This is a genomic window from Marinobacter sp. THAF197a (assembly GCF_009363275.1).
Lineage (GTDB): Bacteria > Pseudomonadota > Gammaproteobacteria > Pseudomonadales > Oleiphilaceae > Marinobacter.
The window spans coordinates 456,595-482,625 of sequence record NZ_CP045324.1; the positions used below are offsets into that span (position 1 = coordinate 456,595).

General features: G+C 58.4%; 27 protein-coding genes. 10 read left to right on the forward strand and 17 right to left on the reverse strand.

All coding sequences use genetic code 11. The annotated features are described in order from the left end of the window. The first annotated feature begins 47 nt into the window (after positions 1-47). Entirely contained in the window at positions 48-782 is a 735-nt protein-coding gene (locus FIV08_RS02045) for an SDR family oxidoreductase (RefSeq protein ID WP_152437196.1), read from the forward strand. 18 nt (positions 783-800) lie between these two features. Here FIV08_RS02045 and FIV08_RS02050 read toward each other — a convergent pair whose 3' ends face one another. The 3 genes from FIV08_RS02050 to FIV08_RS02060 all read right to left on the reverse strand — a co-directional run bounded on the left by FIV08_RS02050 (position 801) and on the right by FIV08_RS02060 (position 3,154). After that, complete coding sequence (locus FIV08_RS02050) at positions 801-1,745, reverse strand: sodium-dependent bicarbonate transport family permease (protein WP_072678622.1); 945 nt, start codon at positions 1,743-1,745, stop codon at positions 801-803. Positions 1,746-1,919: 174 nt separating this feature from the next. Then, the gene (locus tag FIV08_RS02055) at positions 1,920-2,558 is read right to left on the reverse strand and encodes a ChrR family anti-sigma-E factor (RefSeq protein WP_152437197.1); all 639 of its coding nucleotides are present in this window, start codon (positions 2,556-2,558) and stop codon (positions 1,920-1,922) included. Then, a complete protein-coding gene (locus FIV08_RS02060; protein WP_152437198.1) occupies positions 2,555-3,154 on the reverse strand; it encodes a sigma-70 family RNA polymerase sigma factor in 600 nt (199 codons plus the stop codon). Before FIV08_RS02060 ends, FIV08_RS02055 begins: the two co-directional genes overlap by 4 nt. Positions 3,155-3,382: 228 nt before the next feature. Between FIV08_RS02060 and FIV08_RS02065 the strand changes: the two genes are divergently transcribed. After that, the gene (locus FIV08_RS02065; RefSeq protein ID WP_152437199.1) at positions 3,383-4,429 is read left to right on the forward strand and encodes an AraC family transcriptional regulator; all 1,047 of its coding nucleotides are present in this window, start codon (positions 3,383-3,385) and stop codon (positions 4,427-4,429) included. Between the two features lie 3 nt (positions 4,430-4,432). Here the strand turns inward: FIV08_RS02065 and speA are convergent, their stop codons facing one another. Next, on the reverse strand, positions 4,433-6,343 hold the full coding sequence (speA, locus tag FIV08_RS02070) for a biosynthetic arginine decarboxylase (RefSeq protein WP_152437200.1): 1,911 nt from the start codon (positions 6,341-6,343) through the stop codon (positions 4,433-4,435). A 229-nt stretch (positions 6,344-6,572) separates the two neighbouring features. On the opposite strand from speA, the gene speE reads away from it, so the two are divergent. Both speE and FIV08_RS02080 read left to right on the forward strand, forming a co-directional pair. Next, positions 6,573-7,454: a polyamine aminopropyltransferase gene (speE, locus tag FIV08_RS02075; protein WP_061332546.1), complete on the forward strand. Its 882-nt coding sequence runs from the start codon at positions 6,573-6,575 to the stop codon at positions 7,452-7,454. Between the two features lie 92 nt (positions 7,455-7,546). Continuing rightward, positions 7,547-7,741 carry a DUF6316 family protein gene (locus FIV08_RS02080; RefSeq protein WP_061332547.1) on the forward strand — a complete coding sequence of 65 codons (195 nt, stop codon included), beginning with the start codon at positions 7,547-7,549 and terminating at the stop codon, positions 7,739-7,741. A 76-nt stretch (positions 7,742-7,817) separates the two neighbouring features. Here FIV08_RS02080 and FIV08_RS02085 read toward each other — a convergent pair whose 3' ends face one another. Further along, positions 7,818-9,065 carry an ammonium transporter gene (locus tag FIV08_RS02085; protein ID WP_152437201.1) on the reverse strand — a complete coding sequence of 416 codons (1,248 nt, stop codon included), beginning with the start codon at positions 9,063-9,065 and terminating at the stop codon, positions 7,818-7,820. A gap of 71 nt (positions 9,066-9,136) precedes the next feature. After that, positions 9,137-9,475, reverse strand: a complete 339-nt coding sequence (glnK, locus tag FIV08_RS02090) for a P-II family nitrogen regulator (RefSeq protein WP_058091350.1) — start codon at positions 9,473-9,475, stop codon at positions 9,137-9,139. Between the two features lie 384 nt (positions 9,476-9,859). On the opposite strand from glnK, the gene FIV08_RS02095 reads away from it, so the two are divergent. The 3 genes from FIV08_RS02095 (at position 9,860) to trmB (ending at position 12,509) form a co-directional block, all read left to right on the forward strand. Beyond that, positions 9,860-10,111: an accessory factor UbiK family protein gene (locus tag FIV08_RS02095; protein ID WP_061332549.1), complete on the forward strand. Its 252-nt coding sequence runs from the start codon at positions 9,860-9,862 to the stop codon at positions 10,109-10,111. Between the two features lie 73 nt (positions 10,112-10,184). Continuing rightward, positions 10,185-11,711, forward strand: a complete 1,527-nt coding sequence (locus tag FIV08_RS02100) for a YifB family Mg chelatase-like AAA ATPase (protein ID WP_152437202.1) — start codon at positions 10,185-10,187, stop codon at positions 11,709-11,711. A gap of 72 nt (positions 11,712-11,783) precedes the next feature. Next, the gene (trmB, locus tag FIV08_RS02105; RefSeq protein ID WP_061332551.1) at positions 11,784-12,509 is read left to right on the forward strand and encodes a tRNA (guanosine(46)-N7)-methyltransferase TrmB; all 726 of its coding nucleotides are present in this window, start codon (positions 11,784-11,786) and stop codon (positions 12,507-12,509) included. A gap of 12 nt (positions 12,510-12,521) precedes the next feature. Here the strand turns inward: trmB and FIV08_RS02110 are convergent, their stop codons facing one another. The 10 genes from FIV08_RS02110 to FIV08_RS02155 form a co-directional block, all read right to left on the reverse strand. Further along, positions 12,522-13,070 carry a hypothetical protein gene (locus FIV08_RS02110; protein WP_061332552.1) on the reverse strand — a complete coding sequence of 183 codons (549 nt, stop codon included), beginning with the start codon at positions 13,068-13,070 and terminating at the stop codon, positions 12,522-12,524. Then, positions 13,070-14,215, reverse strand: a complete 1,146-nt coding sequence (gene hemW, locus FIV08_RS02115; protein WP_152437203.1) for a radical SAM family heme chaperone HemW — start codon at positions 14,213-14,215, stop codon at positions 13,070-13,072. The genes FIV08_RS02110 and hemW overlap by 1 nt, the downstream gene beginning before the upstream one ends. A 4-nt stretch (positions 14,216-14,219) precedes the next feature. Further along, the gene (rdgB, locus tag FIV08_RS02120; RefSeq protein WP_061332554.1) at positions 14,220-14,819 is read right to left on the reverse strand and encodes an RdgB/HAM1 family non-canonical purine NTP pyrophosphatase; all 600 of its coding nucleotides are present in this window, start codon (positions 14,817-14,819) and stop codon (positions 14,220-14,222) included. Between the two features lie 4 nt (positions 14,820-14,823). Then, positions 14,824-15,270 carry a DUF4426 domain-containing protein gene (locus FIV08_RS02125; protein ID WP_152439573.1) on the reverse strand — a complete coding sequence of 149 codons (447 nt, stop codon included), beginning with the start codon at positions 15,268-15,270 and terminating at the stop codon, positions 14,824-14,826. Further along, on the reverse strand, positions 15,270-15,872 hold the full coding sequence (gene metW, locus FIV08_RS02130) for a methionine biosynthesis protein MetW (RefSeq protein ID WP_061332555.1): 603 nt from the start codon (positions 15,870-15,872) through the stop codon (positions 15,270-15,272). The genes FIV08_RS02125 and metW overlap by 1 nt, the downstream gene beginning before the upstream one ends. Further along, complete coding sequence (metX, locus tag FIV08_RS02135) at positions 15,869-17,017, reverse strand: homoserine O-succinyltransferase MetX (protein WP_061332556.1); 1,149 nt, start codon at positions 17,015-17,017, stop codon at positions 15,869-15,871. Before metX ends, metW begins: the two co-directional genes overlap by 4 nt. Positions 17,018-17,189: 172 nt before the next feature. Further along, a complete protein-coding gene (locus FIV08_RS02140) occupies positions 17,190-19,154 on the reverse strand; it encodes a dynamin family protein (RefSeq protein ID WP_152437204.1) in 1,965 nt (654 codons plus the stop codon). Positions 19,155-19,360: 206 nt separating this feature from the next. Beyond that, positions 19,361-19,945 carry a YggT family protein gene (locus FIV08_RS02145; RefSeq protein WP_061332558.1) on the reverse strand — a complete coding sequence of 195 codons (585 nt, stop codon included), beginning with the start codon at positions 19,943-19,945 and terminating at the stop codon, positions 19,361-19,363. A gap of 22 nt (positions 19,946-19,967) precedes the next feature. Beyond that, a complete protein-coding gene (proC, locus tag FIV08_RS02150) occupies positions 19,968-20,801 on the reverse strand; it encodes a pyrroline-5-carboxylate reductase (RefSeq protein WP_061332559.1) in 834 nt (277 codons plus the stop codon). A gap of 63 nt (positions 20,802-20,864) precedes the next feature. Further along, a complete protein-coding gene (locus tag FIV08_RS02155) occupies positions 20,865-21,578 on the reverse strand; it encodes a YggS family pyridoxal phosphate-dependent enzyme (RefSeq protein ID WP_152437205.1) in 714 nt (237 codons plus the stop codon). A 52-nt stretch (positions 21,579-21,630) separates the two neighbouring features. Here FIV08_RS02155 and FIV08_RS02160 point away from each other — a divergent pair, with 52 nt between their 5' ends. The 3 genes from FIV08_RS02160 (at position 21,631) to FIV08_RS02170 (ending at position 25,542) form a co-directional block, all read left to right on the forward strand. After that, positions 21,631-22,665: a type IV pilus twitching motility protein PilT gene (locus FIV08_RS02160; protein ID WP_058091364.1), complete on the forward strand. Its 1,035-nt coding sequence runs from the start codon at positions 21,631-21,633 to the stop codon at positions 22,663-22,665. Positions 22,666-22,888: 223 nt separating this feature from the next. Continuing rightward, a complete protein-coding gene (locus FIV08_RS02165) occupies positions 22,889-24,010 on the forward strand; it encodes a PilT/PilU family type 4a pilus ATPase (RefSeq protein WP_061332594.1) in 1,122 nt (373 codons plus the stop codon). A gap of 158 nt (positions 24,011-24,168) precedes the next feature. Continuing rightward, a complete protein-coding gene (locus FIV08_RS02170; RefSeq protein WP_152437206.1) occupies positions 24,169-25,542 on the forward strand; it encodes an OmpP1/FadL family transporter in 1,374 nt (457 codons plus the stop codon). Between the two features lie 39 nt (positions 25,543-25,581). Here the strand turns inward: FIV08_RS02170 and FIV08_RS02175 are convergent, their stop codons facing one another. Then, positions 25,582-25,935: a hypothetical protein gene (locus tag FIV08_RS02175; RefSeq protein ID WP_152437207.1), complete on the reverse strand. Its 354-nt coding sequence runs from the start codon at positions 25,933-25,935 to the stop codon at positions 25,582-25,584. Positions 25,936-26,031 lie beyond the last annotated feature (96 nt).

Here is a 26,031-nt window from a genome sequence, read left to right on the forward strand (position 1 = left end):
TTTCGTATCACCGGCATGGTATCCATTGATAGTGGAAGGGCGTGGGAATGACGATCGTGATTGCCGGTATATCCGGTGCAATTGGTGCGGCGTTGGCAAAACGCTATCTGGAGACTTGCCCGGAACAGGCCGTCATTGGTCTGTGCCGCGATCCTCAGCGGGCACCGGACGATCTCAGAAATCATCCCGGTGTGAGATTGCTGGCCTGGGATGCGGAAGATGAGCAGCGGCTTGATAAAGCCGAGTTGAAAACGGCATTGGACGGTTCCGGCCCGATCGTCACGGTGATTTACGCCGCTGGCCTGCTGCATGACGACCGGCTTTTTCCCGAGAAGCGATTGGAAGACGTGACGGCCGCTAACATGGCCCGCGCTTTCGCGGTCAACGCCACCGGATTTACCTTGCTGATCCAGGCCCTGCTGCCCTGGCTGCGGCATCGTGAGTTCAAGCGCGTGGCGGCCATCTCGGCCAAGGTGGGGTCGATATCCGATAACGGGTTTGGCGGCTGGTATGCTTATCGGAGTTCAAAAGCCGCCCTGAATATGCTGGTGCGGAATCTTTCCATCGAACTGCCTCGCCGGTGCAAGCCCATTGCCTGCGTGGCGCTGCATCCGGGGACCACCGAGTCGGCCCTGAGTTCACCGTTCAGCCAGTCACTGTCCAAACTGACGGTACATAAGCCCTTGCAGACGGCTGATAACCTGATCCGGGTATTGGGCGCCCTGGACGACAGCAGTAACGGTCGATTCTTCAGTTGGGATGGTTCGGAGTTACCCTGGTAGGCGGCGCCATGCGGGACACTATAGCGGCACCGCCCAGCTGAGCATGGAGTAATAAAGCCCGATGCCGACGAGCACATTGAATGGAAAGGTGACGCCCAGGGAAGCCAGCATGGCCAGGCCGATATTGGCATCGGGAACGGCGTGGCGAATCGCCACCGGTGCGGCGATGTAGGACGCACTGGCGGTGAGGGTGGCGAGGATGACGATAGAGCCGGTGTCGAGCCCGAGCAGGGTGCCCACCGTTAGCCCCGCCACCGACAGCACGGGGGGCATTGCAAGCCCGAATAGTACGATTCTCCAGTGGATCAGCTTCAGGTTGCGCAGGGTTTCGGCGGCCACCAGCCCCATCTCCAGCAGGAACAGCGACAGAATGACGGAAAAGGCGCTGGTCAGGGGCGCGGTGACGCCGGTGCCCTGTCCGGGCCCGTAAAGCGCTCCGATGACCACGCCACCCACCAGCAGGATAACGCTTCGGTTGGTCAGGGTTTCCTGCCAGAGCGGCGTGCCCTTGGCATCGCCAGTGCGTTTGCCAAAACGTCTGTAGAACCAGAGCCCGACCATGATGGCAGGTAACTCCAGAAGTACCAGATAGAGCGTGACCTGGCCGCCGGAGCTGAGGCCGCGAGTTTCAACCCACGCCAGGGCGACGGCAAAAGTGCCCGCACTGACCGAGCCATAGTGGGCGGCAAAACTGGCGGTGTCGGCGATCGACAGGCCGACGCCATAGCGCAGGATCGGGATCATCAGCAGGGGTAACGCAAAACCCAGGCCTGCTATCGCAAGCATCTCCAAAAGCAGGCCTGGTGCCAGGTTCCCGTACAGGGCCATTCCGCCCTTCAGGCCAATGGTGAGCATCAGCAGCAGGCTAAGAATGTCGTAGGCTTCTCGTGGAATGGACAGGTCAGATTTGACGGTTCCTGCTACCAGGCCGAGCAGGAAAAACATGACGATGATGTCTGGCATGTGTCAGCTGTTGCGTTTTGAATGGGGCTGGAGTTGTTACCTACTATGGATCAGTTTAGGGGGATGGGCGCCCAAGTCAATTAAACCATTACCGGATTGCGATAACGGATCTTCGATCGCCACAAAAAACGGAGGCAACCTGCCTCCGTTTTTCACTGGACTGATCAACTGAGCTTACCGAATGAACGGATTCAACATCCTGGTAAAGGTGCCCGTCAGCTTGACCGGGGCGCTCAGCACAGACAATGTAATGCAGTCTTCACACCCGACGGCAACGGGCCTGTGCTCGTCCTGCTCATTCAACACCACAAAATCCCATTGGTTGAACACGCCCTTCTGGTCGGCGAACGCACCCTGCAGCACGATCGTTGTCTCATCACCGCGGTGAGTGTGGGCCGGAGCCTTGCCGCCTGCCACCAGTTTCTGCAGTACCACCCGCTCACCCTGGCCGGGAAACTTTTCTGAAATATCCAGTACGCTGACATCGCCCAGCTGACGTTTCCAGGGAAGCTCGTTGATGTCCTCACCAAGCAACTTCTGCAGCGGGCTCAATCGCGGTGCCTGCATAACCGGTGCAGCATCCTGGGGGGCTGAGTCAATGCGCGCCATCAACTGCTCAAAACTGCTATCCGACACAGTGACCTTGGGCTGCTGTTCCATCATCACCGCGCCCAGGCTGTTCAGGGTGTCCACCCGGCTCCGACAGTGTGGGCACTGCTCAAGGTGCAGCCGGATGCAGAGAGCATGGGGCTCAGTCAGATTGCCAGCGCTGTATTCCATCAGGCTGAGACTGTCGGGGTGGTGCCGTGTCATATGTTCTGATCCTGCAAAATCACTTTTAACTTGTTCAATGCCAGGCGTACCCGGCTCTTCACGGTTCCCAGGGGGATCTGAAGTTCATCCGCCACCATCTGGTGGGATTTGTGCTCCATGTACACCTTGGCGATGACGGTGATCTGCTCTTCCGGTAACTGGCTGAGGGATTCACGAATCCGGCGCTCTGACATCAAACGGTGCAGGGACGTCACCGGCTCATCCTCGTTATCGCCAGGAATCTGCCACAGATCCTCGGTTTCCACTGCCATTTCAGCGCTGGTTCGCTGCATCTTTCGCAGCATATCAATCCGCTGGTTACGGGCAATGGTAAAAATCCAGGTAGACGCCGCAGCCTTACGCCAGTCATACAGGCAGGAGCGGCGCCAGATGGAAATAAACACTTCCTGCACCAGTTCTTCGGCGTGGCTGGCCATGCCGTTGGAAATGGCGTAGTACTTTATCTGCGGCGCAAAGTGCTCGAACAAAGCGTGGTATGCAGCTCTATCCTGGTGTTTGCCTACTTTTTCCAGCAAGACACCCCAAGGGTCCTTTCGGCCCTCGGCTTTCGCTGGTTGCTGATCCAGTGTGGTCACCGGACGCTCCTTGACAGTCGCATGAGTTGAGCTGATTACAGTCATCATTCTAGGCACTCGCCGCTGGTTTGTCAGTCTGGTTATTTACGGGAGGCTGCAAGAAGTGGATTGCCTTGAGTGAAAAAAAATCTGGCCGCATTGTCGGCGGAGTTGTGTCAGTGGAGTGATTGCCGGATCCCAGAGCAGGCGCTAGTCTGACAACCATAATAACGACTCAAAGTTCAAACCATGAACGCACTGCTTTCCGGTGGCACCCTGCCTGTTATCCGGGCCCATTACGCAGAGATTCTTTGCCAGCTGGCAGAGGAGCGGGGCGTTGCCCAGCAAGAGCTGGTCAGCGCTGCCGGTATCCGCCAGCCACAACTGGGTCACCCGGATAATTTCATTACCCTGGACCAGTTCACGGAGCTGTGTCGTCAAGCCTTTGTTCGCTGCAAGGACGACAGCCTGGGGCTGGAGTTTGGCCGGCGCCTGAAATTTACCGCCCATGGTGCGCTGTCTCAGGCCGCCATCAGCTGCGACACCCTCGAGCAGGCGCTGCGGGTGTTGATCAAATATTTTCGGATTCGTTTTGCCTACATGGCCCTGTCGTTTTTTATCGAAGGCGATGAAGCTGTCATTCAGCTCGATATCAAGCACGACACCCGGGATTTACATCGTTTCAACATCGAGGTGGTCCTGGCTTCCCTGATGGAAGTGAACAACTTGCTGTTTGGTCAGCGGTTGTTGGAGGGCGGGCGGTGCCTGGTGGACTACGAGCAACCAGCCAATGTGGGGCCTTACCAGCCGCTGTTTGGCAATGCCGTGAGTTTCTGCACCGGTGTTAACCAGCTCCGCTTCCAAAAGCAGTTTCTGAGCCTGCCGTTATCCTTGTCCAATCCTGTGGCTCGTCGCGTGGCTGAAGCTCAATGCGAGGAAGAAATGCGGCAGATGGAGGCATCCACCTCAGTAACGGAACGAGTGGTCAGGATGCTGGAATCGGTTCGTGACGGCCGCCTGCTGAGTCTGGAGGATGTGGCCGGGCAGTTACATGTGTCTGCTCGCACGCTCCGGCGCCAGCTGGCTGCAGAAGGCGCTCGTTTCCAGCTGCTACAGGAAACCGTGCGCCATCAACGTGCGCTGGATTGTCTAAGGCGACACTCACCCCTGAGTATCGACGACATTGCGGAACACCTGGGTTACAGCGACCCATCCAATTTTGGCCGAGCCTTTCGCAAATGGGAGGGGATTTCACCCTCGGCCTGGCGCAGATTGCACCAGACCGACGGTGATTGAGGGCTACTCCTCCAGGTAAGTGTAGCCCTCAAGACCGGCTTTCAGTTCGTCCAGTAATCGGTCCTGTGTGGGTTTATCCAGGTTGCTGGCGGCAAACTTATCCTGGTAGGACTTGATCAGGTTCTCCGGTTCAAAGTTGACGTAACGAAGCACCTTGGCGACGGTGTCGCCGGTAATGGGCTTGCCAATGTCATACTCGCCCCGGTTGTTCAGCCGCACATCCACCGAGTGGGTATCGCCGAACAGGTTGTGCATGTCTCCCAGGATCTCCTGATAGGCGCCGGTCATGAAGAACCCCATCAGCAGTGGCTCGCCCTCTTTCTCCTCCGGCAATGCCAGGGTAGTTTCGATGCCCTGGCCGTCCACGTACTGGTCAATCCGGCCGTCCGAATCACAGGTAATGTCCTGAATCACCGCGCGCCGGCTCAGCGGGCGGTTCAGGCCATTGATCGGCATCACCGGGAAAATCTGGTCGATGCCCCAGACATCCGGCAGGGACTGGAACAGGGAAAAGTTAACAAAGAGCTTTTCAGCGAGCTTTTCGTTGAGTTCATCGATGATTTCCCGGTGCGCCCGACTGCCACTGTCCAGCTGAACCCGAAGCAGGCGGCAGCAGGTGGTGTAGAGGGTTTCGGCCTGCGCTCGCTCGCTGAGTGACAGCAGACCATGGGCGAACTGGGCGTGGACATCGTTCATCGCATGCAGCACATCGTGGTAAATCTCGGCCAGCGACCGGGGTGAGTGATCATCCTGCAGGCTGAGAAGGTCGCGCCAAAGGTCATGCAGTGGTGCTGGAGCGTCTGCTTCAGGTTCAGTGACTTCCCGATGGTCTGGAGATTCCCGATCAATCACGTTGGTGACCAGAACCGAGTGGTGGGCTGTCAGGGCCCGGCCGGATTCACTGATCAGGTCCGGGTGGGGAATGCCCTGGCGATCGCATTCGGCTTGCAGCACATGCACCACGTTATAGGCGTATTCAAACACGCTGTAATTCATTGAGCAGCTGCTGCGGGAGCGGGTGCCCTCATAGTCCACGCCCAGGCCGCCGCCGATATCCACGGTACCGACGGGTGCGCCCAACTGGTGCAGTTCCGTGTAGAAACGGGCGCATTCCTTCAGGCCGGTCTGGATATCGCGGATGTTGGCAATTTGTGAACCCAGGTGGAAGTGCAGCAGCTGCAGGGTACCCAGAGCGCCAGCCTGTTTAAGGGTATTCACCACATCCAGAACCTGGCTGGCGGACAACCCGAACTTGGATTTTTCACCGCCGGTGTTCTGCCAGTTACCTTTGCCAATGGTGGCCAATCGTGCCCGCACGCCAATCAGGGGTAATACCTCAAGACGCTCGGCCTCTTCCAGTATCAGAGGCAGTTCCGATTGCTTCTCCACCACGATAAACACCCGGTGGCCCAGCTTCTGGCCGATCAGGGCCAGGCGGATATACTCACGGTCTTTATAGCCGTTGCAGACAATCACTGACCCCGCTTTGGGGGCAAGGGCCAATACCGCCATCAATTCCGGCTTGCTGCCGGCTTCGAGCCCGACCTGTCCGGCCGAGGCGGCGGGTTGTGCCGCCAACAGCTCTTCCACAACCCGTCGCTGCTGGTTCACTTTGATCGGGTAGACCGCGGTATAGCGGCCCTTGTAGCCCTGTTCGGCGGTCACTTTGTTGAAGGCGCCGCAAAGCTTGTTCACCCGGTCGTGCAGTATGTCGGTAAAACGGATCAGTACCGGCAGGGCAACCCCGGACTCGGCCAGAGACCGGGTCAGGTCAGGAAGGTTGATGCGGGCTGCGGTCCGCCCCCGGTCCGGGCAGATCTCGACTTCACCCCGGGGAGTCACCGCGATGTAGCCATCACTCCAGTGAGCGATGTTATAAACCTTGTGGGCAGGTAAGGCTGTGGTTTCAGGCATTGTTGCTATCCTGTCAGGAAACCGGAATGGCCCGCAGGCCGTTGTCAGGCTGCATTGTAGGACCTGACAGGCCGGATCGAAAGCATTGCCAGGCCACGAGTGGCCTGAAATGTGAAAAATACGGGGCGGCGAGGGGGAATAGTACTTTGGCTATGGCCTTGGGCCCCCTACAATACGCCCCTTTGAACAGGCCCCGACCCCGTGGTGGCGCAATGAATGGGAGGTACAGATGACGGTATTGAACGAAGGCTGGTTTACCGAGGTGTTCCAGGATCAGGGCACGGCATTTTCCCTGCAGGTCAAGCGCAAGCTGCACGAAGAGCAGACGCCGTTCCAGAAGCTGGAAATCTATGAAACGGAAACCTTTGGCAACCTGATGGTGCTGGACGGTTGCGTGATGCTGACCACCCGTGACAACTTTCTGTACCACGAGATGATGACCCACCCGGCGTTGTTCACTCACAAGAACCCGAAGAAAGTGGTGATAGTGGGCGGTGGAGACTGCGGAACCCTGAAGGAAGTGCTCAAGCACCCCGGTGTCGAGGAGGCCTGGCAGGTGGAAATCGACGAGCGGGTTACCCGCATGTCGGAAAAATACTTCCCGGAGCTGTGTGAGGCCAATAATGACCCCCGGGCAAATTTCTTTTTTGGCGACGGTATCAAGTGGATGCGGGATATTGAGCCCAACAGCATCGACCTGCTGATTATCGACAGTACCGACCCGGTGGGCCCCGCCGAAGGCTTGTTTGCCCTGGATTTCTACCGGGACGCCATGGCGGCGCTTCGGGAGGGCGGCATTATTGTGCAGCAAAGTGAATCGCCGCTGTTGCACACGGACAGCATCATCAAAGACATCCACAGCGATATGCAGAAGGCCGGCTTCGGCCACGTACAGACTTTGCCGTTCCCTCAGCCTGTCTACCCGACCGGGTGGTGGAGCTGCACCATGGGTAGCAAGGATAACCCGCTGAAGTATTTCCGTGAGGAAGACGCCAACAATCGCCCGTTCGTGACCCGCTATTACAACGCCGGCATTCACCATGGAGCCCTGGCGATGCCTCAGTTTATGGTGGATGCGCTGGAAGATGCGGTGCGCCCCGAAGAGGCCTGACAAAAATTAGACAGCTTCGCACTCTGAGCTATGCTGAAACAGTGTGGTCATTTATTGATCATCGTGCTGTGTTCGGAGTGAAAGGAGTTGTTATGGAAACGCGCAAAGGTGAACAGGATCGTCACTGGTTTCGTAGTGAGCGGTTCTCGCTGGTCAACGGACAGTGGTTTTTCCAGACTCGCGAGGGCTCGATCCAGGGGCCATTTGACAGTGTCCACGAAGCGGAAATGGAATTGATGTTGTATCTGCGGCACGCGGATGACCAATTGTTCCAGGGCGTCTGTTAGTGACGGGACGCCAGTAACAGAAACAAGAAGGGCGCCATTTGGCGCCCTTCTTGTTTTCCGCGGTTGTCAGACCGGTTTACTGCTTGCCGCTGACAAACTCTGGATAGGCTTCCATGCCACACTCGGAGTAATCCACACCTTCGTACTCGTCTTCTTCGGATACCCGGATGCCCATGACCGCCTTGAGAATGCTCCAGACAATCAGGCTGGTCACGAAGACCCAGACAAAGATGGTAATGGCACCGATGATCTGGCCGCTGAAGCTGGCGTCGCCGTTAGTAACCGGCACCAGCAGCAGGCCGAGCAGACCGCAGACGCCGTGAACGGAGATGGCACCAACTGGGTCGTCAATGCGCAGCTTGTCCAGGCTCACAATGCTCACCACCACCAGCAGACCACCAAAGGCACCGAAAATGGTTGCCAGCAGCGGAGTGGGGGTGTCCGGGCCGGCAGTGATGGTCACCAGACCAGCCAGTGCACCGTTCAGGAGCATGGTCAGGTCAGCTTTGCCAAACATCAGTCGGGCAAGGATCAGAGCCGCGAGACCGCCACCAGCCGCTGCGGCGTTGGTGTTCATGAATACGATGGCGACGTCGTTCGCGGATTCTGCAGATGCAGTCGCCAGAACCGAGCCACCGTTGAAGCCGAACCAGCCCATCCACAGGATGAAGGTGCCCAGAGTGGCGAGGGGCAGGTTGGCGCCGGGAATGGCACGGATCTCACCGTTCGGGCCGTATTTGCCTTTACGGGCACCCAGCAGGAGCACACCAGCCAGGGCCGCAGCCGCACCGGCCATGTGAACAATACCGGAGCCGGCAAAGTCACTGAAGCCAAGATCGCCCAGGTTATACATGCCGAAGACGTCAGCTTCGCCCCAGGTCCAGGCGCCTTCCATCGGGTAGATGAAACCGGTCATCACAACCGCGAAGATCAGGAATGCCCAGAGCTTCATGCGCTCGGCCACGGCACCGGATACGATGGACATGGCCGTGGCAACAAAGACCACCTGGAAGAAGAAGTCAGCGGATGGCGCGTAGGTTGCTGCAGCCTCATACTCGAAGCCTTCTTCAACGCCCATGCCAGTAATGCCGCTCAGGAAGGTACCGCCACCGTACATGATCGCGTAGCCGCAGACCATGTACATGGTGCAGGCAACGGCGTACAGGGCGACGTTCTTGGTCAGGATTTCAGTGGTGTTCTTTGAGCGCACCAGGCCGGATTCGAGCATGGCAAAGCCTGCTGCCATCCACATGACCAATGCGCCACACACGAGGAAGTAAAACGTATCTAATGCGTACTGTATTTCAAAAACAGTGCTTTCCATAGGAGGCCCTCCGCACAAGGCTCTTAGGTTATAAATTTTTTGCGTTGGCTTTTTTCAGAGTCAGTCTGCTGTCAGACCGCTTCTTCGCCAGTCTCGCCGGTTCGAATCCGGATGGCTTGCGCCAGTTCGGTCACGAAGATCTTGCCGTCGCCGATTTTGCCGGTATTGGCCGCCTTGGTGATGGCTTCGATGACCTGGTCAAGCAGGTTGTCGCCAATGGCGATTTCCACTTTGACTTTGGGCAGGAAGTCCACCACGTATTCCGCGCCACGGTAGAGCTCTGTGTGGCCTTTTTGCCGACCGAAGCCTTTGACTTCAGTGACGGTTACGCCTTGTACGCCAATCTCGGATAGTGCCTCACGGACATCATCCAATTTGAAAGGCTTGATGATCGCTGTCACAAGTTTCATTGCTTTCTCCTTGGTAAAGCCGTCCCAACAGTGAGGGCCAGCGGCCGGTTGTTGAGTTCGGGATGCTGCCACCTCGCACATCAATTGTGCGGATTGCGTACGAGAGCTTTAGCATCGGGTGTGCCAACGCAAAAAAATTGTTTTAAATCAGTTTGTTGGTTATATCCTGTTCCAGAATGGCGCAATAACGCGCACCAACCTGGTGCGATGAGCCCGCCCTTGGCTCAAAAAAGAGCATGGCCGGGTTTGCCATCCGCCACCATTATAATGCGGACAGGGCACAGTATGGCAGGGGCGGCGGTGTGATACACTCCCACCAAAGCGGATAGCGACTCAGCCACGGCTTTTGCCGCGTCGGGAAACAGAGACTCTCAGAGGTGATTTATGAAAGGGCCACAGGACTTTTTTGCTCAGTTACAGGGCCAGTTTGGCCAGTTCGTACCGGATATGGCTCGGGCCGCGAAAGACGATTTTGAGGCCCAGGCCAGAGCAACGGTGATGACGGTCATGTCGAAGCTGGAACTGGTCACCCGCGAAGAGTTCGATGCCCAGCAGGCGGTATTGATGAGAACCCGTGAAAAAGTAGAAGCGCTTGAGAAGCGGGTTGCCGAACTCGAGCAGAAACTGTCCTCATAATGACCGGTCTGGCCCGGCCTGCAGGATGCAGCGGCCGGGCCTTGTAAGAAACTGATTGCCAAGGAAGGTTGCCATGCTTGCTATTGTCCATTCCCGTGCCAGTATTGGTGTGTCTGCACCCGCCGTTACCGTTGAAGTGCATCTGTCTGGCGGGCTGCCTGCCCTGTCGATTGTTGGTTTGCCGGAAACCGGTGTGCGTGAGAGCAAAGACCGGGTTCGCAGTGCCTTGATCAACGCCGGGTTCGAATTCCCCGCCCGTCGAATCACCATTAACCTGGCCCCCGCAGACCTGCCCAAAGAGGGTGGACGCTTCGACCTGCCCATCGCCCTTGGCATCCTCGCCGCTTCCGGGCAGATTCCCGCCGAGAGTCTCAAAGACCTCGAGTTTATTGGTGAGTTGTCCCTGGATGGAGCATTACGGCCCCTGAAGGGGGTATTGCCGGCGGTACTGGCGGCCCGGGAGGCCGCTCGGGCACTGCTGCTTCCCCAAGACAATGCCGACGAGGCGGCGCTGGCCAGCAATGACGACGTGTTTGCCGCCAGCCACATCCTGACCGTCTGTGAGCATTTGTCTGGTCGCGCCCGGATATCCCCGGTAGCTCGAGCCCAGCCAGAAGCCGGGCTCCGGGACGAGGGCCTGGACCTTGCGGACGTCCGTGGTCAGCAGGTTCCCCGACGGGCCCTGGAAGTGGCGGCTGCCGGCGGGCACAATCTTCTGCTGTTTGGCCCGCCAGGCACCGGCAAAAGTATGCTGGCTAGCCGGCTGCCCGGCATACTGCCGGCCCTGGACGACTCCGCGGCCATGGAAGTGGCCAGTGTGCATTCGGTCGCCGGCCTTCCCCTCAAGCCCGGTGGTTGGCGGCAGGCTCCATTCCGTTCCCCGCACCATACCGCTTCGGCGGTGGCGCTGGTGGGAGGTGGTAGCAGCCCAAGGCCCGGAGAAATCTCCCTGGCCCATCGAGGCGTACTGTTTCTTGACGAGTTGCCAGAGTTCCAGCGCCGCGTGTTGGAGGTGTTGCGGGAACCTATGGAAACCGGCGAAATATCCATCAGTCGGGCCGCCCGGCAAGTAACATTTCCAGCCAGATTTCAGGTAGTTGCCGCCATGAATCCATGCCCGTGCGGCTACAGCGGCCACCCGACCATGGAGTGTCAGTGTACCCCGCAACAGGTCATGCGCTATCGCTCCCGGATCTCCGGGCCTTTGCTGGATCGGTTTGACCTGCACGTTGAAGTGCCGGTGCAGGCCGGGGGCGTGTTGTTGGGGGCCGGTGAAACCGGTGAGTCCAGCGCCAGCGTCCGGGAACGGGTGCTAAGGGCCAGGGCCAGGCAGTCAGAACGGGGCGTGCTCAATGCGGCCCTTGCCGGTAAGGCGTTGCACGAGGCCAGCCATCTGAACGCGGAGAGCGAGAAACTGTTGTCCGGAGCCATGGAGAAATTGGGTTTGTCTGCGCGGGCGTTGCATCGGATTCTGCGAGTGGCCCGCACCCTGGCGGACCTGGATGACCAGCCAGCGGTAACCCGAAACTATCTGATGGAAGCGCTCGGCTACCGGCAACTGGACCGTCAGCAGGGGCAAAGCTCGGTTGTCTCCGCTTGAGGCGGCCTACTCTGGTAAACTGGCGGATAACGTTCCCTAAATCAGATCCGCATTGACGGTTGAGGACCACAGATGACTGACCAGCATGAGACGCACGATGCCTCCGGCGACAACCCGATCACCACCCGCCGCGGTGTTCGCAGTTTTGTCTTGCGCCAGGGCCGGATGACCGAGGGTCAGAAAAAAGCCTATGAACGCAGCTGGCCCAAGTACGGCCTGACCCGTGACAACGGCATGATCGACCCGAGGGAAGTGTTTGGCCGGGACAACATGCTGAACCTGGAAATTGGGTTTGGCATGGGGAAATCCCTGGCGGATATGGCAGAAGCGGCCCCCGAGCAGGACTTTATCGGTGTGGAAGTGCATTTACCCGGAGTTGGAGCCTTGCTCAAAGAGGTGGAGGATCGCGGGCTTGAGAACGTGCGCGTTTACAATATCGACGCCAATGACGTCATCGACTTGTGCTTACCAGATGCCAGCCTTGACCGTGTGATGGTGTTCTTTCCGGACCCCTGGCACAAGAAAAAGCACCACAAACGTCGCCTGATCCAGCACGACTTTGTTCAGAGGATTCGTCACAAACTCCGCGTGGGTGGTATTTTGCACCTGGCGACGGACTGGGAAAACTACGCCGAGCACATGCTGGAAGTGATGAACGATTCGGAAGGGTTCGCCAATACTCAGGAGCAGGGCGGCTACTCACCGCGCCCGGATGATCGTCCGATCACCAAATTCGAAAAGCGTGGTGAGAATCTTGGACACGGAGTCTGGGATTTGTTGTTCTATCGCACCAATTGAGGCTGGATGGTGTCAGGAGTGGCTCAGCGGATGCCGGCGGGCAGCCCGGATGATGACGAGTCCGGCCACTCCGAGCAGTAGCCCGGTGAATTTGATCAACGCGAGGATAGTGGCGGTCATGCTCATGGAGTCTGTGGGCGGGCTCAGGTTGTTCAGCAGTACAATGTTCTCAGCCACGTCACTCAGCCCTGCCGTGATAAACAGCGCGCGCACCCAGCGCGCGACCTTGCGTTCCCGGATGCCGGGCCTGTCCCGGGTGAAGTGTCTGGTCAACTGCAACAGCGCGGCCAGGTAAGCCACGATAAACAGAAAGTCTACCCACAATGACGCTTTTGCCCAGATCAGGCCGTTCTCGCGCCAGCTGCGGATAATGGCGTAGGCCTGGTCCGCCGTGCCTGCCAGTTGAAAGCTGACAATGCCCTGAGGGGCAGAGCCGGTCTTCAGGGGTTGGTTGATGGCCATCAGCACCAGGAACAGCGCCACCGCCACCACGATGGATACCTTCATGGGCGGTTTCATCGGGCGAGGCCCGGATGGCACGGTGTGCTGAGCTGAATTCATCAGAGGAAGTGCTCCAGCAGGCTATTCAGGTAACGCTGTCCTTGCTCGGTCGCCTGCAGGCGATCAGGGGTCAGCAGATGTTGTTTGCGTAATTGCTCAAGTTGTACCGCAACTGACGACAAGGGTAAACCTGTACGCTCAAGATACAGTTGTTCCGATGTGCCCCGTTTCAGGCGTAACGCATTCATCATGAACTCCAGCGGCCGGTCCTCCGGTGCCAGCTCTTCGCTACCGGAGGTGCGGGAGCCGATCCTTTGCAGGTAGGCGTCTGGTTGCCGGGTTTTCCAGTACCGCAGAATCCGGCCGTCCGCCAGGCTGACTTTGCCGTGGGCGCCGGCACCCAGCGCCAGATAGTCGCCGAAGCTCCAGTAATTCAGGTTATGCCTGCTTTCCCGACCAGGCAAGCTCCAGGCCGAGATCTCGTAATCATCGAAGCCCGCTGACCGAAGGTGGGTCGCCCCCTGTTGATATATGTCCCAGAGCCGATCGTCGTCCGGCAACGCCGGTGGTCGCGAGAAGAATTCGGTGTTCGGCTCAATGGTGAGTTGATACCAGGACAGGTGGGTTGGCCGGTGGGCCAGTGCGGCGTGCAGGTCGCTGACCGCCTGTTCCGGAGTTTGCCCCGGCAGGCCGTGCATCAGATCGATGTTGAAATTGTCGAACCCGGCAGCCCGGGCGGATTCGATGGCCCGGTGAGCCATGGCCTGATCGTGGATGCGGCCCAGGGATTGCAGGTGCTCCGGGTGAAAACTCTGTACCCCGATGGACAGCCGGTTGATGCCGGCTGCACGGAAGCTTTCGAAGCGGCCCGCTTCCAGCGTGCCGGGATTGGCTTCCAGGGTAATTTCCGCATCGGTCGAAAACGCCAGGCGTTGGCGGAGCCCGTCGAACAGCTGTTCATAGAAGGCGCCGCTCATCAGGGAAGGAGTGCCGCCGCCGATAAAGACGGTTTTGATAGGGCGCCCCTGGATATAGAGCAGGTCCTGATCCAGATCTTCCAGAATGGCGTTCAGATAGGCCGTTTCCGGAATTTCCCCCTTGATGGCATGTGAATTGAAGTCACAGTAGGGGCATTTGCGCACGCACCAGGGCACGTGGATGTACAGGCTCAGTGGCGGGCAGACCGCAACCGGGGTGGCGGTCATCGGTTTACCGCTCCGCCTGGAGTTGTTCCAGCAGGCTGGCGAGGGCCCGGCCCCGATGGCTAATCTTGCCCTTCTGTGCCCGGGTCAGTTCTGCGGCGCTGCAGTTGAACTCCGGCGCCAGGAATACAGGGTCATAACCGAAACCGCCGTCACCCCGGGGCTCGGTCAGGATCTGCCCCGGCCAGCGGCCATGGCAGATGATTGGCGTGGGGTCGTCGGCATGTCGAAGATACACCAGAACACAATGGAACTGGGCAGTGCGTTGTGGGGCGGGAACGTCCTTCAAGGCATCCAGAAGTGCCGCCACGTTGTCAGCGTCGGAAGCGGCGTCGCCGGCGTACCGCGCCGAGCGCACGCCGGGCTCGCCATTGAGGGCATCCACAGCCAGGCCGCTGTCGTCTGCCAGGGCCGGCAGCCCGGTTTCCCGGGCTGCATGGCGGGCTTTGAGGATGGCGTTTTCAACGAAGGTGACCGCCGGTTCTTCGGCCTCGCTCACTCCCAGTTCGCCTTGGGCAACCGGCTGCAACCCCAGGGGGCTGAGCAGTTCTGTCAGTTCGGCAATCTTGCCTTTGTTATTGCTGGCGATGACAAATTTCTGGCTCATGGTGTCAGTCATTGAACAGGGTATGGGAGAAACGAACTGGCAGATCCCGGTTGTGGCCAGTGGGCCGGGCCGTGATGTTGAACGTCATCAGGTCGCCGGAACGGTACTGGTACTGGGCGATGAAATAGACTGCATCACCCTCCTGAATACGACGGAAGGCCAGGAAATTCACCTGCTGGATGTCATTGGTAACCTGGCCCTGCACCTGCCCGCCAACCGGCCGGATCTGGCCATGTTCGCCTTCGGTCATAATGGAAATGTTGATGATGCCAATGCCCCGGCTGCGTTGCAGGTTGTTGGCCCTGGCTACTTCCGGGTTAAGGAAGGTGCTTGGGAAAACGCTCCAGTGCACCTGATAGTCACCGAAGTCTTCCTGGCCGGCCTGCGCCTGAGCGAATAACAGCAGTCCCAGGGTCAGGGTCAGTAGGCGAGTTATTGAACGAGTCATCATCATGGGTTCTCCCGCGTGATTCGATAGATGGCAATTTCCCCCAACAGGTTCGGCCAGAGCCTGGCCAGCCAGCTGTTCTGGTGCTGACCGTCTACCACCCGGCGGCTCTTGATGCGAATGCCTTTCTGACGGCACAAGGCTTCAAAATCCTTGAAGGTGCATAGCCGTATGTTGGGGGTGTTATACCATTTATACGGTAGTGCGTCGGATTCGGGCATACGGCCACTCAGAGCCAGTCCCCAGCGCAGGCGCCAATGGGCAAAGTTGGGGAAGGTGACGATGCCCTCTCGGCCGACCCGGAGCATCTCTTCGATCACTTTGTCCGGTCGCCGAACGGCTTGCAGGGCCTGGGTCATCAGAACCACGTCGAACATGCCGTCGTCAAAATTGTCCAGCCCCTGGGTGTCCAGGTTCTGTTCGATCACACTCACCCCTTTCGCCATACAGGTGGTGATGTGGTCCGGGTTGATCTCCAGGCCGAAACCCGTGGCGCCTCGCTCCCGCTGAAGAAAGTCCAGCAGGGTGCCATTGCCGCAACCCAGGTCCAGTACGTGATGCCCTGGCTGGACCCATTGCTGGATGATTTCCAGGTCTGGTCTCATGCGCCCACCTCCCGTGCCACCCGGTCCATATAGGCGGTGAAAATATCGGTGTACCTGGGGGTTGGAATCAGGAACGCGTCATGGCCCCAGGGGGCATCGATTTCGGCGTAGCTGACCTTCTTGCGGGCAGAGATCATGGCGTTCACCATCTCTTCGGAGCGTTCGGGCGAAAAGCGCCAGTCGGTGCTGAACGACAGCACCAGGTACTCGCAGCTTGCCGGTGCCAGAGCCTTGGCCAGATCCCCGCCGGCGGCATAAGCCGGATCGAAGTAGTCCAGGGCCCGGGTCATCAGCAGGTAGGTGTTGGCATCAAAGCTTTCTGAGAAACGCTCGCCCTGGTAACGAAGGTAACTTTCTACCTGGAACTCGGCGTCGAACCCGAACTTGTAGGCCTCTTCCCGCAACTCCCGGCCGAATTTCTCACCCATGGAGGCGTCGGAAAGGTAGGTGATGTGGCCGACCATACGGGCGAGCATCAGGCCGCGGCGGGGCACCGCGCCAAAATCATAGTATCGGCCGTCGTGGAACTCCCGGTCGGAGGTAATGGCCTGGCGAGCCACTTCATTGAAGGCGATATTTTGTGCACTGAGTCGGGGCGTGGACGCAATCACCACCGAGTGACGCAACCGTTCCGGGTAATCCAGGCTCCACTGCAACGCCTGCATGCCACCCAGTGAGCCGCCGACCACCGCGGCCCATTGTTCGATGCCCAGGTGGTCAGCCAGGTAAGCCTGGCTTTTTACCCAGTCGGCAACGGTAATCACCGGGAAGTCCGGGCCATAGGGTTTGCCGGTTGCCGGGTTGGTGGAATTGGGGCCGGTGCTGCCGTGGCAGCCTCCCAGATTGTTCAGGCTGACCACAAAAAAACGATTGGTATCGATGGGCTTGCCCGGGCCGATGCAGCTGTCCCACCAGCCAGGCTTCTTGTCTTCCATGCTGTGATAGCCCGCGGCATGGTGATGGCCGCTGAGTGCATGGCAAATCAGCACCGCGTTGCTGGCGTCCGGATTCAGGGTGCCGTAGGTCTCCACCACCAGGTCGTAACTATCCAGGATCTGGCCGCACGCCAGTTCGATCGGCGTGTCAAAGTGAATGGTTTGGGGGCTTACAAGGCCCACGGAGTCCGAGGGCAGGGAATCAGGCATGGCGGTGATGAGTTCCTGGTCCGGTCCACAAGTGTCTGGCCATTGGCCTTGGAGTGTTCAGAAAAGCGCGACAGCATCGCAGTTTAAAGGCGGGTGGGGGTTGCTGCAACCGGCGCGTGGCTGCGGCGCCGTTTTCGGGGCCCGCGCGATGTTCGAGCGGGCCCCCGGTCCTTCAGATGGCGCCTGAGATATTGACCACTTTCTGCTGAATCATGGTGGGGGCCGGCTTGCGGATTTGCCGCATCATGGCGTCGGCCAGTTCCAGCTGTTTACGCAGGTCGACAATGGCATTATCCAGGCGCTGGCGCTCAGCGCGGCTGTCCCGGTCGCTGCGGACCATGTCGCGCAGGCGGCGGATCTGGTGCTCCAACAGCTGTTTCTGCTCCATGGAATACTGCATGATCGGCAGCAGGGCTTCCTGGGGCCAGCGCTCTACATCCTTACGCACCCGGCCGTGAAGGGTGCGAGCTTCACCCACCATGACATTGAAGAAGCGGCGCACCAGCAGGGACTGTTCGGTCAGCAGGTTTTTCGGGCTGATGCGGAAACGCTTGGCTTTCTTGCGCAGTTCCCGAATAGCGATCACATGGCGGCCCGCCCGCAGCGGGATGGGCTCCAGGTGCCTGGCCCGGGTGTCTTCGTTATAACGGCGGTAGATGGCTCCGACCATTTTCTCCGCCAGCCTGCCTTCGGCCAGCAGGTTGGTCAGGTCGCTTTCCAACAGTTCAAAGAAATGGTCCATGGCCCGGTTCATGCCGGCCGTCGTCCAGCTCTTGGACATCGTGTGACGAACCTTGGCGGCGTGATTTTCAAAACGATCTTCGGCGACCAGGTTCTTCAGCATCTCTCCCTGGGAATCCATGAGCCGGCGGGAGGAACGCAGGGTGATCAGCTTTTTGTAGTAGAAGTCATAGTCTTTCTGGGCGCGCTCTGCCAGCCGGCTGAGGGCGGCCTTGTCCATGGTGGCGCCGGCACAGGCCTGGCGTTCTTCTTCCAGTGATTCAAGCCGGTATTGCATGGCCGCCTGACTGTTTTGAAGCATGCCCAGAAGATCGTTGATCAGGTTCTGGGTAATCAACTGCTCCTTGTGCATCAGGATGCGCTGAATAATCAGTTGCTCGAGCTGGCCGATGTTGGAACGCCCGAACAGCTCGTTGTCTTTGCGCACCCGGGCCAGCAGTCCCTGTTTTGCCGACAGCGGAATCACATCTTGCTGGCGTATGCTCAGATGTTCCGCGGTATAGGTGCGTACCCGCTCAATGGCATCGGTGGTGTGTTGCTCGCCCTGCAGGTCGTCCCACAACACATCAATCTTGTTCAGCACGGCAAACCGGCCGGCCCGGTGGTCGGCGTGTTCGGTATCGATATGATCTTTCCAGATCGTCATATCGCTGGCGGTTACGCCGGTGTCCGCACTTAACACAAAAATGACCGCGTGGGCGCGGGGCAGCATACTGATGGTCAGCTCTGGTTCGGAGCCCAGCGCGTTGAGCCCCGGCGTGTCGAGGATGCGCAGGCCACGCTCGAACAGCGGGTGGCGAATGCTGATCTGGGCGTTGCGCCAGGCAGGCACCAGTACATTGCCGGGGTTGTTGCGATCCTGTTCCAGCATGGCTTCGTCAAAGCCCAACTGGCGTGCTTCGTCAGGGGTCACGCTTTTGATGCGGGCAACCTCGGCCAGCACTTCGCGCATGACTTCCGGGTTGCGCTCGTCCAGCTCGTGCTTTACCCAGCGCTCAGGCTGCTTGCGCAATTGCTGCAGGGAAAGCTCGCCGGTCCGGGTCTCAATGGGCAGGAGCAGAAGGTAGTTCTGGTTGGCGCTGCGATCAAAGAACAGCTCCGTGGGACACATGGTGGTGCGGCCTGCCTGGGACGGCAGCATGCGCTGACCATACTCCGAGAAAAACAGGGCATTGATCAGCTCGGTTTTGCCGCGGGAGTACTCGCCCACAAAGGCGATGGTCAGCTCATCTTCAATGAGCAGTTCAAGGCCATGGCGAATTCGGGTGCTGACGTCTTCCGAGAACAGATTGTTATCTTGCAGCCAGAGCCGGTACCGGCCAATCTGCCGTATCAGCTCTTTCTTCCAGTTGTGGTATGCCTCAACCTGCTGCGACAGAGTTCCCTGCTGATTCATTGGATAATCCTTCTGCGCGACTTCCGAGATTAAATGACGTTAATAGTAGCCTTTTTAGTCAGTTGGGTGGGGTGCGCCAGTAGGCATTTTTTGCGGTAGGTCGGGTTCTGATGCAAAAAAGGCTTCAGAATCATGTTGTTGACGCTGAAGCCTTCGGTGTTTCGAAATGGATAAAACTGTAACTGAATGTATATCTGTGAGGCAGGTTACATTCCAAGGCCGATGGAGCCGAGGCCCGCGGCGATCTTCATATGGTCAATCACCACAGAGATGACGTTCAGTATCAGGAACACAATGATTGGTGACAGATCCAGCCCGCCCATGGAAGGCATGACGCTGCGCACCGGTCGCATGACCGGTTCGGTAATCTGCGCTACCAGCTGGATAGCCGGGTGGCTGCTTTGCGGGGCAATCCAACTGACCACCACCACGGCAATCACTGACCAGAAGTAGATTTTGACAATCAGGCTGAGCACATTCAAAACGGCCCAGACGAGCAGGGTAATCGGATTGATGCCGGGAATCCCGCCGTTCAGGGCCACCAGGATCAGGAAGAAGGTAATGGCCTGGATAATGACAGCAAGTACCAGCGCTGCTCCATCAATGCCGCCCCAGCCGGGAATGAAACGGCGCAGCGGGCGCAGCGGCGGATTGGTGGCCTTCACCACAAACTGGGAAATCGGGTTATAGAAGTCGGCCCGAGCCAGCTGTAGCAGGAAGCGCAGCAGTACGATGGTCATGTAGAAGGTGGACGCGATCAGCAGGATCGTAATCACAATATCTGCCAGCATGTAGCTGTGTCTCCGTTAACGGTTACTGTTTATCTGCCAGTTCTTTGGACATTTCCCGGGAGCGATCAAACGCTGCGCCATAGGCCTTTTTCACAAGTTGCCGCAGGCCGCCGTCCTCAAAGGTATTCACTGCACGCTCGGTGGTGCCGCCGGGGGACATGACGTTGCGTTTGAGCTGCGCCGGGTCATCGTCGCTTCGGGCCGCCATTTCAGCCGCGCCAGCCATGGTCTGAATAGCGAGTGCCCGGGCGGTTTCAGGTGCAATGCCGGCTTCGGTGGCGGCGCCTTCCAGAGCTTCAAGCATCAAGAAGAAATACGCCGGGCCGCTTCCGGAAAGCGCGGTAACGCCGTGCAGCTGGTCTTCGTCGTCCACCCACAGCGCTGAGCCGATGCTTTCGAACATCGACTGTACCGATGTCTTCTGTGCGTCTTTGACCTGTGCGTTGGCAAACAGCCCGGCGGCACCCTTGCCAACCAGCGATGGTGTGTTGGGCATCACGCGAACCAGCGGCATGCCGCCGCCAAGCCAGGTGTCCAGAGTTTCAGCGGTCAGGCCTGCGGCGATGGAAACCATCAGCGGGCGGGTGTTCTGCACCACCGGGGCGATGTCGTGGCAGACATCCGCCATCACCTGGGGCTTAACAGCCAATACCACAATATCCGCCTGTTGGGCGCAGTACCGGTTGTCTGTGGTAACGCTGACACCAAAGCGCTTCCGGATGGATTGCAGGTGGCCATCGTCAGGGGCGCTTACCCAGATATTACCGGCCTGGTAGCCGTTCTCCAGCATGCCGCCGATGATGGCGCTGGCCATGTTGCCGGCACCTATAAAAGAAATCGTGGGTGATGTGCTCAAGGGTCACTCCAGGGCTTTGGTCAGTGAATTCGTTGAATGCGATGATAGCAGGAACCAGCGGTTTCAGCTCTGGCTGTGTTTGGATGGCCTTGCCCCAAATAGACCGGTACCTACGCGAACCCAGGTTGCACCCTCTGCGATGGCGATCTCGAGATCATCCGACATGCCCATAGACAGTGTGTCCATCGGGCCGGCCTCAGGAGACGCCCGTTTAAGCTCCCGCAGGGTATTGGCCAGCTTGCGAAAACTCATTCGCAGATCTGCCTCGGACTGGTCTGGATCGGGAATCGCCATTAGCCCTCGCAATTTCACGTTAGGCAAATCGCCGATCTCATCCACCAGTTCGGGCAGTTCGGACAGCGTGCAGCCGGATTTGCTGTCCTCGTCATTGATGTTGACCTGCAGGCACAGATTCAATGGCGGTAAACCGGGAGGTCGCTGCTCGCTCAGGCGGCGTGCAATCTTCAGCCGATCAACACTGTGCACCCAGGCGAACATCTCCGCAATTTGACGGGTTTTGTTGGACTGGATGGGGCCAATAAAATGCCACTCAATCTGATTGAGATCCTTCAGGGCTTCAATCTTGTCCATCGCCTCCTGAAGGTAGTTTTCACCAAAGGCAACCTGGCCGGCACTGGCAGCGACCCTGAGTTCGTCTGGCTGGCGTGTCTTGCTGACTGCCAACAGGCGCACACTGCCGGGGTCCCGGCCTGCCTTCAATGTTGCTTTTTGTATGCGTCGGGTTACGCTCCCGATGTTGTCTGCTATGCTGCTCATAGTGTGAGTTTGCCGCTTCTGGACTAAAAGAAAAAGCCCTCCGAGGAATCCTATGGATATTACTGAACTGCTTGCCTTTTCGGCGAAACAGGGCGCATCGGATTTGCACCTGTCTGCCGGTCTGCCCCCCATGATCCGTGTCGACGGCGACGTGCGCCGCATCAACCTGCCCCCGATGGAGCACAAAGAAGTGCACGGGTTGATCTACGACATCATGAACGACAAGCAGCGTAAGGATTACGAAGAGTTCCTGGAAACCGACTTCTCGTTCGAGGTGCCGGGTGTGGCCCGTTTCCGGGTAAACGCCTTCAACCAGAACCGTGGCGCCGGCGCTGTATTCCGGACCATCCCCTCGAAGGTTCTGACCATGGAAGATCTGGGCATGGGGCAGGTGTTCAAGGATATTTCGTCCGTACCCCGTGGCCTGGTGCTGGTCACCGGGCCCACCGGCTCCGGTAAGTCCACCACCCTGGCGGCGATGATGGACTACATCAACGACACCCGCTATGAGCATATCCTGACCATCGAAGACCCGATCGAATTCGTGCACGACTCGAAAAAGTGCCTGGTCAACCAGCGGGAAGTGCACCGGGATACCCTGGGCTTTAACGAAGCCCTGCGTTCCGCCTTGCGGGAAGACCCGGACATCATCCTGGTAGGTGAGCTCCGGGACCTGGAAACCATCCGACTGGCCCTGACCGCCGCAGAAACCGGCCACCTGGTGTTCGGCACCCTGCACACCACCTCCGCTGCGAAGACCATCGACCGGGTGGTTGACGTGTTCCCGGCCGAGGAGAAGTCCATGGTGCGGTCCATGTTGTCGGAATCCCTGCAGGCGGTTATCTCCCAGACCCTGATGAAGAAGATGGGCGGCGGCCGGATTGCCGCCCACGAGATCATGATCGGTACGTCTGCGATCCGTAACCTGATCCGGGAAGACAAGATTGCGCAGATGTACTCATCCATCCAGACCGGTGGCTCGCTGGGCATGCAGACCCTCGACCAGTGCCTGGAGCGCCTGCTGCAGAAGGGTCTGATTTCCCGCGAAGCAGCGCGGGCCAAGGCCAAGATGCCTGATAACTTTTAACTTTTAATTGGATTGCTCCGGGCCGTGTCGTTGGTGCCAGGAGCGGAAGGGGAGTTCACCAGACTCCCCGAATACAGTTTGACGGGTGGAGCGGGTGCAGCTTCCCAGGACTGTCTGCAGCATGGATGCTGCAGTCAAGCTTACATGGACGTATTTACAGCGTGTCCTGGGAAGCTGCACCCGCTCCACCCAGGCACCAAACAATGAAGACTGGGTACAAAAAATGGAATTCGAAAAACTGTTACGGCTGATGGTGGAAAAAGGCGGATCGGACCTGTTCATTACAGCGGGTGTACCGCCAAGCATGAAGGTGAACGGGAAAGTGCTCCCTGTGACCAAAAACGCGCTGACGCCGGAGCAGACGAGGGAGTTTGTCTACGGCGCCATGAACGACAAACAGCGCGCCGAATTCGAAGAAACCCACGAATGTAACTTCGCCATCAGCGCCCGCGGCATTGGCCGCTTCCGGGTGTCCGCGTTTTTCCAACGCAACCTGTGCGGTATGGTATTGCGACGGATTGAAGTGAAAATTCCCCAGATTGACGACCTGGCGCTGCCCGAGATTGTCAAAGACCTGGCCATGACCAAACGTGGCCTGATCATGTTTGTGGGCGCCACCGGTACCGGTAAGTCCACCTCCCTGGCCGCCATGCTCGGCCATCGGAACCGTAACAGCCGCGGCCACATCATCTCCATCGAAGATCCTATCGAATTCGTGCACCAGCACCAGGGCTGCATCGTCACCCAGCGGGAGGTGGGCATCGATACTGAAAGCTTCGAAGTGGCCCTGAAAAATACTCTGCGACAGGCGCCGGACGTTATCCTGATTGGTGAGGTGCGTACCCGCCAGACCATGGAATATTCGGTACAGTTCGCGGAAACCGGCCACCTGTGTCTGGCCACCCTGCACGCCAACAACGCCAACCAGGCCCTGGACCGGATTATCCAGTTCTTCCCGCCAGAACAGCACAACCAGATCTGGATGGACCTCTCCCTGAACCTCCGCGCCATAGTGGCTCAGCAGCTGGTGCCGACGCCGGATGGCAAAGGCCGTAAGGCCGTAATCGAAGTATTGATCAATACGCCGCTGGTGGCGGACCTGATTCGTAAAGCCGAAGTGCACAAACTCAAAGAGTTGATGGCCAAGTCCAACGAGTCCGGCATGCAGACGTTTGACCAGGCGTTGTACCGGCTGTACGCCGAAGGCTCCATCACCTATGAAGACGCTTTGGCCCACGCGGATTCCGCCAACGATCTGCGCCTGATGATCAAGCTCGGTGCCGATGCCCAGGGCGCCGACAAGCTGTCATCGTCGGTCGACAAGCTCACCATTCAGGACGATTGATCGAAACCGAACATCGATCCTCCTTCCAGGCGGCCCTGTCCGGGGCCGCCTTAATACCAAAGTCGTACTTTGTTAGTGCCTGCAACCAGTAGTTTTGGCATTTGAGGCCATTGTGTTGCCCTGCGTATACTCCGCGCGCGACTAACAAAGGAGACAGCATGCACAAGAATACCAATGCCCTCGTAAAGGCCATCCGCTTCGCTACCGTGACAGCACTCGCCGCCCCAGCCACTGTTTTGGCCGGCGGATTCGCCCTGAACGAGCAGAGCGCCAGTGCCATGGGTACTGCTAATGCCGGTGCGGCGGCTAACCCCGAGAATGCCACTATTGTATTCTTTAACCCCGCTGGCATGAGCCAGTTGTCTGGGACCAATATTTCGTTTGGTGCGGCCTACCTCGACATTGATGCAGAGGCAAAGGACGGGGCGTCTGCCACTCGGATATCCGGTAATCCTGTAACCCCGGCTGGCCGGGGCGGGGATATAGCCGATGGCGCGTGGCTGCCTAATTTCTACTTGGCCCATGAGGTGAGTGATTCAGTAGACGTCGGTTTTGGTATTCATGCTCCCTACGGGCTGGCCGGTGACTACGAGGATGATTTTGTGGGGCGGTTTTTTGCGGACAAAACCGAGTTAACCGCCATTGCGTTTACACCCTCGATCGCCGTTAATAACGGTCAGGGCCTGTCCATGGGTGCCGGGCTGAATATCATCTATGCTGAGGGCCGGCTTACCAGGAATCAGGATCTTGGGCCGAGTGCGGAGCCGCTCCCGGTTGGCGCAGAGCCCTACGCTGACATTGAAGGCGATGATATTGGTGTGACCTTTCGCGTTGGTTTCTTGTACGAACTGTCTGACAAAACCCAGTTTGGCATGACGGCGCAAACCGGCACAGAACTCAACCTAAAGGGTGATATGGAGGTGACGGGTGTTCCCGTCCCGGGTATGCCTGGAGTGACAACAACCCTGAACGAAAAGGTTGAGGTGCCCCTGGCGATTCCCGAGAGCATTACTGTGGGGGCGCGCCATAAACTGACAGACGATGTAACCCTGTTGGCGGGTGCAACATACTCTCGCTGGAGTCGCTTCGAGGAGCTGGACATCATCAGCCGTGACCCTGATGGAGAGATCGCGGGCGTTCCGGGTGCGGTGATTAGCCACACTACGGAAAAGTGGGGTAATACCTGGCAATTCAATGTTGGTGGGATATGGCAAGCTACCCCGGCCTGGGCTTTCAAGGCAGGCTATGCCTATGACGAATCACCAGTTGGTGAGTACGTTACCGCCCGTATTCCATCAACGGACCGTCACTGGCTGACACTGGGAACCCAGTGGAAAGACGTCAATAGTGGCTGGACGATTGATGCAGCAGTCGGAACCCTGATCTTCGACGGCAACGCTAAAGTCGATGAAGTGTTCTACCAGCACGAGAATCCGACTCAGCAAGATCCGAGCTTCGGTGCTTCCAACTATCAGGCGGAATACGACCTGAGCGCCTGGAGCGCCGCCATCGAGTTCAGCAAGGCCTTCTAAGCGCCTGTCCTTCTCGATAGCTGATCCGGCCTGTCCGGGTCAGCCTACCACCTGACCACGATAGATAACCTGTTTCTTCCGTGGTCGGGCTTCTTCCCCGCCTTTCTCCTCCTCTGAACCAGCAATCTCCTGCCCGCGATAAGTTTTGGCAGCTGCTGGCGCTGCCTCTATCTGCCCCAGCTCCGGCACCCTCTGTTTAAGCGCTTCCCACGTATGCACCAGATGTTTCGATCGGGTTTTGCCCGCGTATTCGGCCAGGTGCTCCGCAAGGTGGTCTTCGTTGAGGTGAAGTTTTACCCCGAATTCAGACTGAATCAGCCGGCGGCACTGTTGCACCAGTTTCAGGTGGGATGGGTCGAATAACCAGTTGCGTTCATTCGCTACGGAATTCATGGAAAAGCCTCGCATTGCTGTCACGGCATAGGGCATCAGTGAGCCCAGACTCTCTGGTCTTTGCAGATTTCGTGCCGTGACCGGAGAGGGCGCAAA